Origin of the sequence: Rhodococcus sp. 11-3, assembly GCF_023704055.1 — a bacterium.
Lineage (GTDB): Bacteria > Actinomycetota > Actinomycetes > Mycobacteriales > Mycobacteriaceae > Rhodococcus > Rhodococcus aetherivorans.
The window spans coordinates 1428537-1442724 of the sequence record NZ_CP080406.1; the positions used below are offsets into that span (position 1 = coordinate 1428537).

Annotated in this window: 16 protein-coding genes; 8 read left to right on the forward strand and 8 right to left on the reverse strand. The window is 73.0% G+C overall.

The window, feature by feature from the left end; translation table 11 throughout:
• Nucleotides 1-137: 137 nt before the first annotated feature.
• Together KZJ41_RS06675 and KZJ41_RS06680 are read right to left on the reverse strand one after the other, a co-directional pair.
• Nucleotides 138-530: a YccF domain-containing protein gene (locus KZJ41_RS06675; RefSeq protein WP_006936165.1), complete on the reverse strand. Its 393-nt coding sequence runs from the start codon at nucleotides 528-530 to the stop codon at nucleotides 138-140.
• Entirely contained in the window at nucleotides 527-769 is a 243-nt protein-coding gene (locus KZJ41_RS06680) for a hypothetical protein (protein WP_065922942.1), read from the reverse strand. The genes KZJ41_RS06675 and KZJ41_RS06680 overlap by 4 nt, the downstream gene beginning before the upstream one ends.
• Before the next feature lie 167 nt (nucleotides 770-936).
• On the opposite strand from KZJ41_RS06680, the gene KZJ41_RS06685 reads away from it, so the two are divergent.
• On the forward strand, nucleotides 937-1347 hold the full coding sequence (locus KZJ41_RS06685; protein ID WP_029541805.1) for a cold-shock protein: 411 nt from the start codon (nucleotides 937-939) through the stop codon (nucleotides 1345-1347).
• 82 nt (nucleotides 1348-1429) lie between these two features.
• Here the strand turns inward: KZJ41_RS06685 and KZJ41_RS06690 are convergent, their stop codons facing one another.
• The 3 genes from KZJ41_RS06690 to KZJ41_RS06700 form a co-directional block, all read right to left on the reverse strand.
• Nucleotides 1430-1897, reverse strand: a complete 468-nt coding sequence (locus KZJ41_RS06690) for a DUF2771 family protein (protein ID WP_006936161.1) — start codon at nucleotides 1895-1897, stop codon at nucleotides 1430-1432.
• Entirely contained in the window at nucleotides 1897-3594 is a 1698-nt protein-coding gene (locus tag KZJ41_RS06695) for an MFS transporter (RefSeq protein ID WP_029541807.1), read from the reverse strand. The genes KZJ41_RS06690 and KZJ41_RS06695 overlap by 1 nt, the downstream gene beginning before the upstream one ends.
• A gap of 61 nt (nucleotides 3595-3655) precedes the next feature.
• Complete coding sequence (locus KZJ41_RS06700) at nucleotides 3656-4450, reverse strand: glutaminyl-peptide cyclotransferase (protein ID WP_065923527.1); 795 nt, start codon at nucleotides 4448-4450, stop codon at nucleotides 3656-3658.
• Nucleotides 4451-4499: 49 nt separating this feature from the next.
• Here KZJ41_RS06700 and KZJ41_RS06705 point away from each other — a divergent pair, with 49 nt between their 5' ends.
• The 3 genes from KZJ41_RS06705 to KZJ41_RS06715 are packed head-to-tail and all read left to right on the forward strand — an operon-like array spanning nucleotide 4500 to nucleotide 8781.
• Nucleotides 4500-5474: a DUF3027 domain-containing protein gene (locus KZJ41_RS06705; protein WP_251550389.1), complete on the forward strand. Its 975-nt coding sequence runs from the start codon at nucleotides 4500-4502 to the stop codon at nucleotides 5472-5474.
• A 2-nt stretch (nucleotides 5475-5476) separates the two neighbouring features.
• On the forward strand, nucleotides 5477-8245 hold the full coding sequence (locus tag KZJ41_RS06710) for a sacsin N-terminal ATP-binding-like domain-containing protein (protein ID WP_065922940.1): 2769 nt from the start codon (nucleotides 5477-5479) through the stop codon (nucleotides 8243-8245).
• Entirely contained in the window at nucleotides 8242-8781 is a 540-nt protein-coding gene (locus tag KZJ41_RS06715; protein ID WP_006936149.1) for a phosphatase PAP2 family protein, read from the forward strand. Before KZJ41_RS06710 ends, KZJ41_RS06715 begins: the two co-directional genes overlap by 4 nt.
• A gap of 37 nt (nucleotides 8782-8818) precedes the next feature.
• Here the strand turns inward: KZJ41_RS06715 and KZJ41_RS06720 are convergent, their stop codons facing one another.
• The gene (locus KZJ41_RS06720) at nucleotides 8819-9067 is read right to left on the reverse strand and encodes a DUF2530 domain-containing protein (protein ID WP_065922939.1); all 249 of its coding nucleotides are present in this window, start codon (nucleotides 9065-9067) and stop codon (nucleotides 8819-8821) included.
• Between the two features lie 75 nt (nucleotides 9068-9142).
• On the opposite strand from KZJ41_RS06720, the gene KZJ41_RS06725 reads away from it, so the two are divergent.
• The 4 genes from KZJ41_RS06725 (at nucleotide 9143) to KZJ41_RS06740 (ending at nucleotide 12292) form a co-directional block, all read left to right on the forward strand.
• Nucleotides 9143-10627 (forward strand): NCS2 family permease, encoded by a 1485-nt coding sequence (locus KZJ41_RS06725; RefSeq protein WP_006936143.1) that lies wholly within the window; start codon nucleotides 9143-9145, stop codon nucleotides 10625-10627.
• 43 nt (nucleotides 10628-10670) lie between these two features.
• A complete protein-coding gene (locus KZJ41_RS06730; RefSeq protein WP_029541818.1) occupies nucleotides 10671-11102 on the forward strand; it encodes a MarR family winged helix-turn-helix transcriptional regulator in 432 nt (143 codons plus the stop codon).
• A gap of 105 nt (nucleotides 11103-11207) precedes the next feature.
• Nucleotides 11208-12014 (forward strand): RNA methyltransferase, encoded by an 807-nt coding sequence (locus tag KZJ41_RS06735; RefSeq protein ID WP_065922938.1) that lies wholly within the window; start codon nucleotides 11208-11210, stop codon nucleotides 12012-12014.
• A complete protein-coding gene (locus KZJ41_RS06740) occupies nucleotides 12011-12292 on the forward strand; it encodes a DUF2537 domain-containing protein (protein WP_065922937.1) in 282 nt (93 codons plus the stop codon). Before KZJ41_RS06735 ends, KZJ41_RS06740 begins: the two co-directional genes overlap by 4 nt.
• 41 nt (nucleotides 12293-12333) lie before the next feature.
• Here the strand turns inward: KZJ41_RS06740 and KZJ41_RS06745 are convergent, their stop codons facing one another.
• Both KZJ41_RS06745 and sepH read right to left on the reverse strand, forming a co-directional pair.
• Entirely contained in the window at nucleotides 12334-13083 is a 750-nt protein-coding gene (locus KZJ41_RS06745; RefSeq protein ID WP_006936130.1) for a hypothetical protein, read from the reverse strand.
• A 15-nt stretch (nucleotides 13084-13098) separates the two neighbouring features.
• A complete protein-coding gene (sepH, locus tag KZJ41_RS06750; protein ID WP_006936128.1) occupies nucleotides 13099-13986 on the reverse strand; it encodes a septation protein SepH in 888 nt (295 codons plus the stop codon).
• Nucleotides 13987-14188 lie beyond the last annotated feature (202 nt).

Below are 14188 nucleotides of genomic sequence, written 5' to 3' on the forward strand. Positions count from 1 at the left end.
CAATTGATAACGCCGAGCGCAGCGAGGGCGGCGCGTGAGTGGCGCGTGTGGCGGGATGAAGTCGCAGGTAGGGACCAAAGTCCATCGCCGGTGCCGGTTCGCGACCTCGCCGTTATGCCCGTGTTATGTGAGGAACGTCACATGTAACTCGGGCGGTTGTCCACCGGGACGATGTCCTTCCCGAGCGGCAGCAGCGAGATCGGCACCATCTTCAGGTTCGCGAGCGCCAGGGGGATGCCGATGATCGTGATCGCCATCGCGATCGCCGTCACGACGTGACCGAGGGCCAGCCAGATGCCGGCGACGACGACCCAGATCACGTTGCCGATCAGCGACCCGGCCCCCGCCGTGGGCTTGTCCACCACCGTCTTGCCGAACGGCCACAGCGCGTACATGCCGATGCGGAACGAGGCGATGCCGAACGGGATGGTGATGATCAGCACGAAGCAGATCAGGCCTGCCAGGAAGTACCCCAGCGCCAGCCACAGGCCGCCGAAGACCAGCCAGATGATGTTGAGCAGAATCCTCACGTGTGATCCCTTCCGCGGGAGCGCCGGCCGGAGCGCAGCGCGAAGGTCAATGCCAGCACGAAGCCGAGCGGCCAGGCGAGAGTCAGCAGATACAGCACCAGGCCCGGCCGGCCGTCGGTGACGGCGGGGGTCAGGAAGATCGCCACCACGGCGACGATCCCGACCAGGAAACATGCCAGCGCGGCCTTGAGCAGGCCGTTGCCCGGTGCGGAAGAACTGGAGGTGCCCACGGGTTCCACCGTAGTGCTTCCCCACCCGCCCGCGCCGCCGCCGGACTTTCGAAGGTGGACTCCGCCGCGGGTACACTGACGCATGTCTGCGCGTCCCGCACTCGAAGCGGGGCGCGTTGTTTTGCATATCCACTCGTGCCCACCGGGGCACGGCTGTCGAGGAGCGGGTGAACGCAGTGCCTACCGGCAAGGTGAAGTGGTACGACATGGAGAAGGGCTTCGGCTTCCTGTCCCAGGAGGAGGGCGAGGACGTCTATGTGCGTGCCTCCGCGCTCCCGGCCGGGGTCGAGGGCCTCAAGCCGGGTCAGCGGGTGGAGTTCGGCATGGCCGCGGGCCGTCGCGGACCGCAGGCGCTCAGCCTGAAACTGCTCGATCCGCTGCCGTCGGTGCGCCAGGGCGGGCGGCGTGAGGCGGCCCCCCAGAAGCGGCACACGCCCGACGAGCTGCACGGCATGGTCGAGGACATGATCAAGCTGCTCGAGGCCACCGTGCAGCCGGAGCTGCGCAAGGGCCGCCATCCCGAGCGCAAGACCGCCCAGCGGATCTCCGAGGTGATGCGGGCCGTCGCCCGCGAGCTCGACTCCTGACGCCCGGCGTCGGGCCGACCCGACGCGAGAGGGGCCTTCCGGGACAGCACCCGGAGGGCCCCTCTCGCATGCCGGACGGGGGTCAGAACGTCTGGATCGCCCACACCGGCGCCTGCTCCCCGGTGGCGGGAAGCTGCAGCACCACATTCAGCAACTGCGCGCCGGGGTCGGACGGCACCGTCACGGCCCGGGCCTGACCGGGCGTGTAGTCGCGGAACCCCTCGAAGATCTCGCCGGTGCGGGGATCACCGTAGGTGACGTTCAGCCGCCAGTCCGAGTCGGTGATCTCCGACGGCAACGACAGCTGCAGCGGCCGGCCCGCCGGCACCTCGAGCATCACGGCCTCGAGGCCGGCGCACGTGCCGTCGGCGCTGCACAGGCCGGGCTCGACCGTGACCGTACGGCCCTGCGCGTACGCCGTCACCGTGGGCACGCTCGGCGGTGCGGAACGGACGAGGGAGACCACGACCGCGGTGAGCCCGCCGATCGCGACCAGCGCCACGATCACCAGGATCGCGATCGTCTTCTTCGTCCGGGGCTGCAGTCTCATCACGTTCCGTTTCTCGTCGTACGTCCGCCTGGCCGCGGGATGCGACCGGTGGTCTCCTGGGTGGCGTGTTCCGGGCGTTTGCCACCGAAGCCCGGAACGACGGTGCCTCCACGGTAGGTGAGGATCGTCTGCGTCAGACCGAGGGCCAGCACGACGGTGACCACGGTGAACCCGAGCCAGTACTCGGTCGGCAGCAGGACCCCCAGGGCCCCGCCGAACACCCAGCTCAGCTGCAGCACCGTCTCCGAGCGACCGAACCCGGACGCGATGGACTCCTCCGGCAGGTCCTGCTGCAGCGACGCGTCCAGCGACACCTTCGCCAGCGCGCTCGCGCAGGATCCCACCAGCGCCACGAGGGCCGCCGTGATCAGGTTGCCGGTCGCGGCGGCCAGCGCCGCCATCACCGTCACGGCCGCGGTGCACCGCACCACGATCAGCGCGGGACGGCCCAGCGTGAGCCGCGCGCCGGTCGCGTTGCCGGTGAAGTTGCCGATGGCGGCGGCCGCGCCGACCAGACCCAGCATCCCCGCCTGGACCAGGGGCTCGTGCTCGGTCTTCGACTTGGCGACGAACGCGATGAACAAGGTCAGGAAGCCGGTCAGCACCCGGATCGTGCCGTTGCCCCACAAACCGGTGAGCACGGCCCGCCCCAGCGGCTGCCGACGGCTCTTCGCGCCGCCGGCGCGCGCGGGCGTCGCAATCACTTCGGTGCGGGTCCCGGTGACCTCGGTGCGGGCCTCGGCGCCGTGATACGACAGCGTGGCCGGCACCTCGCCCTCGGTGACCTCGACCCACGACGGGATCCGCATGCTCAGGTACGCGCCGAACGCCGTGATGACGGCGCACAGCCACAGTGCGCCGGACGATCCGAACAGCCAGGCCGCGGCGGCGGCGACGGCCCCGGCGCCCATCGTGCCGCCCACCAGGCCGAACACCGTGAGCCGGGAGTTCACCCGGACCAGATCGATCTCGGGCGGCAGCACCCGCGGCGTCACCGCCGATTTGAGCACCGCGAACGATTTGGACAGCACCATCATCGCCAGCGCGGCGGGGTACAGCCCCCAGCTGTCGAAGTTGAACACCAGCACCACGGCGAGCACGGTGCGCGCGGCGAACGACGTGGCCAGCGCCAGCCGGCGACCGTGCTGCAACCGGTCGAGCAACGGACCGATCAGCGGGGCGATCACCGCGAACGGGGCGATCGTGATGAGCAGATACAGGGCGACCTTGGTCTTGTCCTCGCCCGTGGCCGCCGAGAAGAACAGGGTGTTGGCCAGGGCCACGGCGACCGCCGCGTCGCTCGCGAAGTTCGCCATCGTCGCGTAGGTCAGGGCCGTGAGGCCCGAGCGGTCCGCACCGTCCGCGGTGGCGGCCCGGCGGAACGTCGCGATGCCCTTGCTCGTGAGCTCACGGCTGCGCAGCGCCGCGACGCGGGTGACCGTCAGTTTCCGCGGCATCCGTGGGGCCCGCGGGGCGCCGGCGCGCTCCTCGCGGGAGAAGTCGTCGCCCCGGTACCTGCGGGCGTCCTCGACCGGGTGCAGCGGCGGCAGGGGGGTACGTCGCGCAGACGTGCGCCGCGGCGGCGGATAGTTGCCGTTGCCGGGGTGCGGGGCCCGGGCCGACCGGCGGGGACGACCGCCGACGTCGGCGCCACGGCCCGCGTCGTCGTGTGCGCGTTCCTCGTCCGAATCGGTCACGGCACAATTCTGTCGCACCGGGCGGATCGGTGTTCGGTGGCGTGCCCCACCTGCGGCGCGATCACGGCACGAACCGCACCTCGAACACCGACGGCCAGTACTTGCCGGTGACGAGGAAGCGATCGGTACCGGGCAGGTGCGCGATTCCGTTGAGCACGTCGATACGCTCGCGCTGCCCGTCGGTGAGCTGCTCGCGCAGCGCCCCGGCGTCCACCACGGCGGTCACCCGGCCCTCGTCCGGGTCGATGCGCAGGATCTCGTCGGTCTTCCACACGTTGGCGTACACGGCACCGTCGTCGGTGCATTCGAGTTCGTTGAGGCGGGTGACGGCGCGGCCCTCGCGCAGGACCGTCACCCGGCCCGTCTCCGCGAAGGTCCCGGGGTGCCGGAACGTCAGCTCCGCGGTGCCGTCGCTCATCACCAGCCGGTCGTCCTGGGCGCACAACCCCCAGCCCTCCCCGTCGTAGCCGGCGCGGCCGCGTTCGGCCAGGGTGTCCCGGTCGCGGGCGACCGCGACCCCGTCACGCCACGTCAGCTGCCACACCGTGGTGCCGGCGACGGTGATGCCCTCGCCGAACATGCCGTCCGGCACCGGCACCCGGACCCGTTCGGCGCCGGTGGCCAGCGACCGCGCCGCGATCCACGACCGGCCGGACAGGCCGGTGCCCTCGAGCAACTCGTCGCCGGACACCTCGAGGCCCTGCGTGAACGCGGCGGGATCGTGCGGATGCACGGCCACGACCTCGGCCCGCAGGCGCTCGGGCGGCGGACCCGGATCCGCCGGGGCGGAATCGCACGCGGCTGCCGCGACGCAGGCGGCGACCGCGGCCGCGACGGAGAGCGGACGGCGGCGCATGCCCACATGATGGCAGCCGAGGGTCGCGGTGGCGGTTCCGTGCGGCAGAATGGGGTCCGTGAGTGGTGTGCCTTCCTCAGTTGCGTCCGGCTCCGCGTCCGCCTCTACCGAACAGCTCGTGCAGCCTCTGCTGGCCGACGCCGTCGACGTCGCGCGGGCCGCGCTGCTGGACGCGGGCGAGACCGGCGTCGGCGCGTACCTCGGCGTCGCGGCCGAGGACGACTGCGCTGCCACCCACCGGTTCGCCGCGGAACTGCCCGGGTACCGGGGCTGGCAGTGGGCCGTCGTCGTCGCCGCCGCACCCGGCTCGGACCGGGTGACGGTGAGCGAGCTGGCGCTGCTGCCCGGACCGGACGCGCTCGTCGCGCCGCGGTGGGTGCCGTGGAACGAGCGGATCCGGCCCGGCGACCTCGGTCCCGGCGACCTGCTCGCGCCCCCGGCGGGGGATCCGCGCCTCGTGCCCGGCTACGTCGCCACCGGCGACCCCGAGATCGACGAGACGGCCCTCGAGATCGGCCTCGGCCGCACGCAGGTCATGAGCCTCGAGGGCCGCCTCGAGGCAGCCCAGCGCTGGTACGACGGCGACTACGGCCCCGACTCGGAGATGGCCAAGGCCGCGCCCTCGACGTGTCGGCTGTGCGGGTTCTACCTTCCCCTCGCGGGTTCCCTGCGGGCAGCGTTCGGGGTGTGCGGCAACGAGTTCGCCGCCGACGGCCACGTGGTGCACTCGGCGTACGGGTGCGGCGCCCACTCGGACACCACCCTGCCGACCGGCGCGGGCTCCCCGGTCCACGAGGCGTACGACGACTCCGCTGTGGAGGTCGTCGCCCTGCCGCCGGCCGAGGCGGGTGCGGAGGCGCACGCCCCGGCGGACGCGGAAGGCACGGTCCCGGAGGCCTCGGAGGAGACCGGGTCCGGGAGCGCCGGGGACACGGAGAGCACCGAGAGCACCGAGAGCACCGAGAGCACCGAGGACACGACTGCCGAGCCGGCCGCGGTCGCGCCGCCGGAACAGACCGACTGAGGATGCCGCGCCCCGACCCCGCCGACCCCTTCGGGACCGCGGCGCTGCGCGAGGGCACCCTGCTGGCCTGGGCGTCGTCCCCGACGCGGCTGCGGGAGGATGCCGCCACCGAGGCCGATCTCGTCCGGGCCGGCTACCGGGACCGGGTGCTCACCGAACTCGCGCAGAACGCCGCCGACGCGGCCGCGCGCGCGGGCGTGCCGGGCGCGCTGTGCCTGTGGCGCGACGGCGACGACCTGCACGTCGCGAACACCGGCGCGCCGCTCGACGAAGCCGGCGTGCAGGCGCTGACGGCGCTGCGGGCGTCGAGCAAGACCGGCGGGGTCGGCCGGTTCGGGGTCGGCTTCACCGCCGCGGCCGCGGTGAGCGAGGACATCGAGATCCGTTCGCGGTCCGGCTCGATCCGCTTCTCCGCCGCGCACACCCGGGACGCGCTGGCCGACCGCGGCGTGCCCGCCCCGGAGTCCGGCATCCCGGTGCTGCGTCTCGCGTGGCCCGCGTCCATGCCGCCGGCGCCCGGCTGGGACACCGAGGTGGTGCTGCGGCTGCGTCCCGGGATCGACGCGGAGACGCTGCTCGACGGGTTCGCCGCGGAGGCCGTCGACCTGCTCCTCGAGCTGCCCGCACTGGCCGCCGTCACGGTGGGCGGCCGCGAGCTCACCCGCACCTGCACCGAAGCCGAGTCCGGACTGCGCGTCGTCGCCGTCGGCGAGCGGACCTGGTGGGAGTACGCCGGGCCCCACGCCCGCTGGCTCGTTCCCGTCGTGGACGGGGTGGCGGTGCCGGTGCCGCAGGACGTGCTGCGGGCTCCCACCCGCTCCGACGAGGAACTCTCGTTGCCCGCGCTGGTGATCGCCGACGTGCCGATGCAGCCCGACCGGCGCCGCCTGCTCCCCGGCGCCCCGGTGGCCGGCCTCGCGCGCGGCTACGCCGGCTTCGTCGCGGCGCTGCCGCCGCGGCAGCGGCCGGCGATGGTTCCGGTTCCCGGCTTCGCGCGCAGCGAGGTCGACGCGCTGCTGCGTGAGGCCGTGCTGCAGGAGTTGCGCGCGCATCCGTGGCTGCCCCCGGCCGGCGGTGGCGACGATCTGGTCCCGGACCGGGCCACCGCGCTGACCGGTCTCACCGACGAGCTCGCCGCCGTCCTCGCCGACGTCGTGCCCGGCCTGATCCGGCCCGATCTGTGCGGGCCGCGGTACGCTGCGGCGCTCGGCGCCGTCGACGTGCACCGCCTCGGGCCGGCGCGGATCGCCGAGCTGCTCGCCGGGGTCGAGCGCGAGCCTGCGTGGTGGTACCGGCTGTACGAGGCGCTCACCCCGCTGGTCGTCGACTCGGTGGTGGCCGAGGAACTCGCCGCGATCCCGGTGCCGCTGTCGGACGGCCGCACCGTCACCGGGCCGCGGACCGCCGTGCTGGGCACGGACGTCGGGCATCTGCGCATGCCGTGGGTGCGCCTCGTGCACCCCGACGCCGCGCATCCCCTGCTCACCCGGCTCGGCGCCGGCACGGTCACGGCGGTGGATCTGCTCGCGGACCCGGCGCTGCTCGCGGCGGTCGAGGACGTCGACGTCGACGACCACGAGGCGACGGCCGAGCTCGCCGAGGTCGTGCTCCGGCTGGCGGCGCAGGTACCGGCCGAAGCGGTGCCCCGGGAGCTGGGGGCGCTGCTCCTGCCCGATGCCGACGGCGAACTCGTGCCCGCCGACGAGCTGTTGCTGCCGGGGGCGCCCCTCGCGGATGTGCTGGTCGAGGACGCGCCCTTCGCCATCCTCGATCCGCAGGTGGCGGAGCAGTACGACGCCGAGGCGCTGCGGGCCGTCGGCGTCGGATGGGGTTTCACGGTGCTGCGTGCCGAGCTGCCCACCGGTCCCGATCACGACCTGCCCGACGAGGAGCAGTGGTGGGGAACCCTCGACGAGGATCCCGAGTCGCTCGTGGCGGTGCGCGACCTCGACCTCGTCGACGACGCCCGCTGGGATCGGGCCCTGTCGCTCCTCGTCGCCGAACCCGGCACGGCTGCGGCCCTCGGCGACCGGCGCGGCTACACCGCCTGGTGGCTGCGCACCTACGCGTCGCTGGGCGGCCGGACCCTCGGGCACCTGCGCGCCCCCGACGACGAGGCATTCGCCGGTCTGCTCGACCCCTGCCCGCACCCGGACGCGGACCGTCTGCGGCCGTGCCTGGCCGCGACGGGCGTCGAGAGCACGGAGACGGCCGCGCTGCTTCTCGACCGCCTCGCCGACCCCGACCGCACCCCCGCCCCGGCCGTCACCGCCCGCGCCCACGCCGCCCTGGCCGCGGCGAGTGCCGCCGGCATGCTCGACCTCGACGCCCTGCACCTGCCCGACGCCGTCCGCAGCCTCGCCGGGTCGATCGTCGACGCGGCGGACGCGCTGGTGCTGGACCGGCCGTGGCTCGCCGCCGTGGTGCCCGCCGACCGGCTCGTGCTCGGCGCCCTGCCGACCGCAGCGGTCCTCGCCGACCTCCTCGACGTCGCCCTCGCCTCGGCCGAGGTGTCCGGACACGTCACCGGCCCGGGCCGCGCGACCGGGTGGCGGAACGAGCCCGCCGCGGTGCTCGCGGCGGCCGTCGCGCAGCGGCCGTTGCCGCGCGGACCCCTCGTCGTGCACGAGCGACTGACCGTGCGCTGCTCCGGCGCGGTCACCGGCGAGCGCGACGTCTCGTGGTGGGTCGACGAGAGCGGTACGACGCACTGCACCGGCCCGGGACTGGCCGCCGCCGTCGCGGCGCTCTCGCCGCCGGAGCCACGATGAGCATCGACACGACGACCCTCGACGGCGTGGTGGAGCTCCGCGAACCCGCGCTGACCGCCGTCGTCACCGCCGTCACCCACACCGGCGGTACCGTCGCCGTCGCCGTGGTCACGACGGCGCTGACGATGCTCATGCTGCGCGCGGGCCGTCGCGACGATGCGCTGCTCCTGTCCGCGACGATCCTGACGGGCTGGCCGTTGATGAGCCTGCTCAAGCTGCAGTTCGGGCGGGAGCGCCCGCCGCAGCCCGCGCGCCTCGTCGAGCTGACCACCCACTCGTTCCCCTCCGGGCACGCCATGATGACCGCGATGCTGGCGACGGTGCTCGCCGTCGTGATCGCCCGGCAGTCGCCGCCCGGCAGCCGCCGGGCGCTCGTGGCGTACTGCGCCCTGGGCGCCTACACGCTCGCGGTCGGGCTCTCGCGGGTCTATCTCGCGGCCCACTGGCTGACCGACGTCGTCGCCGGGTGGCTGCTGGGGTCGTTGTGGGCGCTGCTGTGGGTGGGGTTGATCACGCGGGTGCGGGCCCGGCTGTGACCGCGGCCGTGGGGCCGGGCGGCGTGGGACCCGCTCGTCAGTCCAGTCCGACCTGCGCGCCGCGCCGACCCAGCCGGGCGGCCCGGCGCTGCACGAGGTAGACGGCGAATCCCAAGAGCCCCACGATGATTCCCGCTACGCACACGGGCAGGGCGGCCGGCCACCGGTCGCCCGTGGCAAGTACGACGATCGTCGCCACCGTCCACAGTGCCGTGCCGATCGCCAGCGCGGGACGGGGATCGGCGAGGCGCCGTATCCGCTCGGCAACCGTTTGCGCGTCGTTCACGATTTCAGGCTAGTCCAGCCCGATTGCAATAATCTCCCGTTGCGACGCAGCCCCCATCCCAGAGCGGAAGTCGATATGGCCCAATCCTCAGAGCGGAAGTCCGGCACGGCGGTCGGCACCTCGTTCCTCGACACCTACTTCAAGATCACCGAACGGGGATCGACGGTCTCGCGGGAGGTGCGCGGCGGCGTCGTCACGTTCGTCGCGATGGCCTACATCGTGGTGCTCAATCCGCTGATCCTGGGCAGCTTCTCCCCGGACGACGCCTCGGCCAAGGTCGACGTGCTCGGCAACATTCTGCCCATCAACCAGGTCGCCGCCGTCACCGCGCTGGTGGCCGGACTGATGAGCATCGTCTTCGGCGTCGTCGCCAACTATCCGTTCGCCATCGCGGCCGGCCTGGGTATCAACACCCTGCTGGCGGTCACCATCGCACCCCAGGTCACCTGGCCCGAAGCGATGGGCCTCGTGGTGATCGACGGCATCATCATCGTGGTCCTCGCCCTCACCGGCTTCCGCACCGCCGTGTTCAACGCGATCCCGCCCGAGCTGAAGGCGGCCATCGCGGCCGGCATCGGTGCGTTCATCGCCCTGATCGGCATGGTCGACGCCGGATTCGTGCGCCGCCTGCCGGACGCGGCCGGCACCACCGTCCCCGTCGGGCTGGGCATCGACGGCTCGATCGCGTCGTGGCCGACCGCCGTGTTCGTGTTCGGTGTGCTGCTCATGGGTGTGCTCATCGTGCGCCGGGTGCCCGGCGGGCTGCTGATCGGCATCGTCGTGACCACGGTGGTCGCCGCGATCGTCGAGGCGGTCGCCGGGGTCGGGCCGTCGCAGGGCACCAACCCGAAGGGCTGGAATCTGAGCACGCCGGAGGTGCCGGACACGGTGGCCGGCGTGCCGGATCTGAGCCTGGTGGGCAACGTCGACCTCTTCGGCGCGTTCACCCGGATCGGCGTGATCGCCGCGACGCTGCTCGTGTTCACCCTCGTCCTCGCCAACTTCTTCGACGCGATGGGCACGATGACCGGCCTCGGTAAGGAGGCCGGTCTCGCCGACAAGGACGGCAACCTGCCCGGTATCGGCCGTGCCCTCGTCGTCGAGGGCACCGGGGCCATCGCCGGCGGCGTGGGATCCGCGTCGTCGAACACGGTGTTCGTCGAGTCCGCCTCCGGCATCGCCGAGGGTGCGCGCACCGGCCTGGCGAACGTGGTGACCGGCGTGCTGTTCCTCGCCGCGATGTTCCTCACCCCGCTCTACGAGATGGTGCCCGTCGAGGCCGCCGCCCCGGCCCTCGTGGTGGTGGGTGCCCTGATGATCGGGCAGGTCCGCGACATCGACTTCACGCAGTTCGCCGTCGCGTTGCCGGCGTTCCTCACGATCGTCGTCATGCCGTTCACGTACTCGATCGCCAACGGGATCGGCGTCGGCTTCATCACGTGGGTGGTCCTGCACGCGGCGGCCGGGAAGGCGCGGGCGGTGCACCCGCTGCTGTGGGTGGTGGCGGGCTTGTTCGTCGCCTACTTCGCGGTGGACCCGATCACCGAACTGCTCACCTGACACACGGCGCGATGTGTCCGGTCGGTCCCGTATTGTGCACGCCATGACATCGGAACATCGCACGCTCGCCGGCGACCTCTCGTTGGCAGTTGTGCGCCTGACGCGCCATTTGCGGGGGCGGCGCTCCGATTCCCGGGTTTCCCTGACTCAGCTGTCGGCAATGACCACGCTGAGGCAGGAGGGAGCGATGACCCCCGGCGCGCTGGCCGCGCGCGAGAAGGTTCAGCCGCCGTCCATGACGCGGGTGATCGCATCGCTCGACGAGCTCGGGCTCGTCGAGCGGACTCCGCATCCCACGGACGGCCGGCAGGTCATCGTCTCGCTCTCGGATGCGGGCCTGGCACTGCTGGTCGACGAGCAGCAGGCCCGCGAGGCGTGGCTGACCGAACGGCTGGCCACGCTGGACGAGGACCACCTCGCCACGTTGCAGGACGCCGTGGGCATCATCAACAAGCTGGTCAGCGAAGCGGAGTGAGCCGGTCCGGGCCCGTAGGGACGAGTCTGCGCCCGGACGGCACGGGGTAGCGCGGAGCGAGAACCCGCCGACGAGACTCCGGTGCGACCTGGGAGAATCGACGGCGTGGTTCACGTCATCGACATCTTGGATCCCGCCGACCCCCGGCTGGACGACTTCCGAGACCTCAACTCGTCGGATCGCCGGCCGGACCTGCCCGCGGGCAAGGGCCTGGTGATCGCGGAGGGCGTGCTCGTCGTGCAGCGGATGCTCGATTCGCGGTTCGCGCCGGGCGGCCTGCTCGGGGTGGATCGCCGTCTCGGTGAACTCGCCGACGACCTGCGCGACGTCGACGTGCCGTTCTACCGCACCTCGGCCGAGGTGATGGCCGAGGTCGTCGGCTTCCATCTCAACCGCGGGGTACTCGCCGCGGCGCACCGGCCGCCGGCGCTCGACCTCGACGACGTCCTCGAGAAGGCCACCACCGTCGCGGTGCTCGAGGGCGTGAACGACCACGAGAACCTCGGCTCGATGTTCCGCAACGCCGCCGGCCTGGGCGTCGATGCCGTCCTGTTCGGCAAGGGCTGCGCCGACCCGCTGTACCGGCGGGCGGTGCGGGTGTCGATGGGGCACGTGCTGCGGGTTCCGTTCGCCCACGTCGAGCGGTGGCCGTACGACCTGGACCGGTTGCGGGCGCGGGACTTCCAGCTCATCTCGCTCACGCCGAATCCCGAGGCCGTGCCGCTGGCCGAGGCCATGACGGGGGAGAAGGTCGCCCTGCTCCTCGGCGCCGAGGGCCCGGGGCTGACCGAGCACGCGATGCGCGCGACGGACGTGCGGGCACGCATTCCGATGGCGCCGGGCACCGACTCGCTCAACGTCGCCACGGCCGCGGCGATGGCGTTCTACGAGCGGGTACGGCTCCCGCGGTGATCGCACCCCTGCGCGCCCCGTCGACGCCGTGGTCGACGGGGCTGACGCTGACGGGCTTCGCCCTCGTCGTCACCGTCGTCACGATCGTCGCGTTCGGGCTCGAGCTCGGGCGCGTGCACCCCCTGCTCGCGGTGATCGTCAACCTCGTCGCCGCGGCCGGGATCGCCCCGACCCTGTGGTGGTGGCGGCGGGTGCCGCTGTGGCGGTGGATCGTCGCAGGTGTCGCGGCCGGAGTTCCGGTCGGCTGGATCGTGCTGCTCGGCGTGACGACGTTCTGAGCGGCTCCGCAGCCGCGCGCGACACCGGACGGACCGGCTGGCTATTCGGCGTGCGGGTGACCGGACAGCGCGCGACCGCGTGCGGAGGTCCGTCGCGGCCACCACCACCGTCGCGCGGGCGGGCGGGCCGGCTCGTCGCGTGCGGTGGGCGGTCGCTCGCCCTCGCGGTACAACTCGAAGCCCCACACCTCGATCTCGTGGGGGTCGAGCTCGCCGCCGGCGCGGCCCGTGTAGCGGAACCCGAGCCACGCGGAGTTGGCGGCCTCGGCGAACCGGCGGGGGTGGAACGGCAGCGCCTGCGGATCGGGCAGCACGTCCAGCGGCCAGCGGATGGGGAACTCCCCACCCCAGAACGGCCGCTCCCACACGAACGGCAGGCCGTCGTCCTCGGCGATGTCGACGGGCGTGGCGTCGAACGCCCGTCGCAGCATGCCGCGCCGCCAGGCCCCGACGGCGCCGCGGGCCCCGGTGGGGTCCGACACGACGAGGTAGGTGTTCTCGGAAGCGACGGTGCGCCTCCAGCTTTCGGGTAGCTGCGACGGACGCGTGGCCGCGAGGTCCGGGCTGCACACCACCGTCACCCCGGGGAAGCTGCCCACGTAGACCCGGCCGGGGTCACCGGCCGCGGCCTGCGCGAGCGGCACCCGGTCCAGCGGCTCGGACGACATCCCGGGGTGCAGCCGCCCGACGAGTGCGTGGGCCGTCTTCCGGTCGGCCCGCGCGGCGCGCAGCACCGCACCGGGGTCGGGGGCGTCGACGTACCAGATGGTCGACACGGCCGCCGCCACCATCGGTGGGCCCGAACCTCAGACGCGCCCGTTGCTGCGCACGCCGAGCAGCACGTCGTCCCACGAGGGGAGGGCGGGCTTGCCCCGCTTGTCCTTGCCCGGGCTCTGCTGCGGCGCCAGCTTCGGCCGGTCCTCCTCCGCGTCGGGCTCGGGCAGGCTCGACGCCATGGGCCGGACCTCCTCGACCTCCGCGTCGATCACCGCGGGCGGCGGATCGAGGGTGATCGCCTCGGCGACGACGTCCTCCCGGTCGGGCCCGTCGTTGTCTCCGCTGTCGTCGACGTCGCGCGCCGTGTACACCGGCGTGAGGCAGCGCAGCGGCCGCCCGCAGTCCGGGTCGATCAGCTCGGTGGCGGTGTCGTCGAGCGGGAGGATCGTGCCGCCGTGCGCATCGGGCTGGTAGCGCCAGTGCGCGGTGTTGGTGGACCGGCCGGCGGCCCACTGCAGCTGAGCCACCCAGTGGCCCTCGTCGTCGCGCCACGCGTCCCACGTGGCGGCGTCGATGCTGTGCCCTCGCGCCCGGAACGCCTGGGCGACGATCTCGGCGAGGGTGTGCACGGCCGGGCCGTCCGGGCGCACCGGATGTCCCTGCTGGGCCATCTCGGCCGCGCGGGAGCGTTCGAGCAGCACCGGGTAGGCGAACCGCTCCACCTTCGCGAGCGGGATCCCGGCCTCCTCGGCGACCTGCTCGACGGACGCGCCGGAGCGGATGCGGGCCTGGATCTCGCGGGGGCGCAGCTGGCTGGTGGTCTCGATCTGGATCTGCCCGAGGCGGGCGAGGTCACCGCGGGAGGCGGCGCGGAGCGTGTCGTCGATCGGGATGCGGAATCTGTCGCCGTTTTCGGGATCGGCAAGCACGACGTGCGTTCCGTCGGGCTCGAGGCCGACCACTCGAAGCTCTCGCACCATGACCTCCTCGCGGGGAATCGCGATTGACCCGCCCGACTGTAACGGACTCGTGACCCCTGCGGAGCAGGACACGCCGACACGCCGGGGGACCCTGTGGCACGAATCCGTCGACGTGGCGCTATTGTCCAAGGTTTCCCCGAAAGTCTCTACTACTCGTCGAGAGTTTGGGAGGTGTGCGAGACGGCGAGCGGGGCCGGAC

Coding starts and splice junctions, on each gene's coding strand:
- KZJ41_RS06715 (WP_006936149.1), top strand. CDS start 8,242: ATGAGCATCGACACGACGACCCTCGACGGCGTGGTGGAGCTCCGCGAA.
- KZJ41_RS06745 (WP_006936130.1), bottom strand. CDS start 13,083: ATGGTGGCGGCGGCCGTGTCGACCATCTGGTACGTCGACGCCCCCGAC.
- KZJ41_RS06700 (WP_065923527.1), bottom strand. CDS start 4,450: ATGCGCCGCCGTCCGCTCTCCGTCGCGGCCGCGGTCGCCGCCTGCGTC.
- KZJ41_RS06730 (WP_029541818.1), top strand. CDS start 10,671: ATGACATCGGAACATCGCACGCTCGCCGGCGACCTCTCGTTGGCAGTT.
- KZJ41_RS06705 (WP_251550389.1), top strand. CDS start 4,500: ATGGGGTCCGTGAGTGGTGTGCCTTCCTCAGTTGCGTCCGGCTCCGCG.
- KZJ41_RS06690 (WP_006936161.1), bottom strand. CDS start 1,897: ATGAGACTGCAGCCCCGGACGAAGAAGACGATCGCGATCCTGGTGATC.
- KZJ41_RS06710 (WP_065922940.1), top strand. CDS start 5,477: ATGCCGCGCCCCGACCCCGCCGACCCCTTCGGGACCGCGGCGCTGCGC.
- KZJ41_RS06725 (WP_006936143.1), top strand. CDS start 9,143: ATGGCCCAATCCTCAGAGCGGAAGTCCGGCACGGCGGTCGGCACCTCG.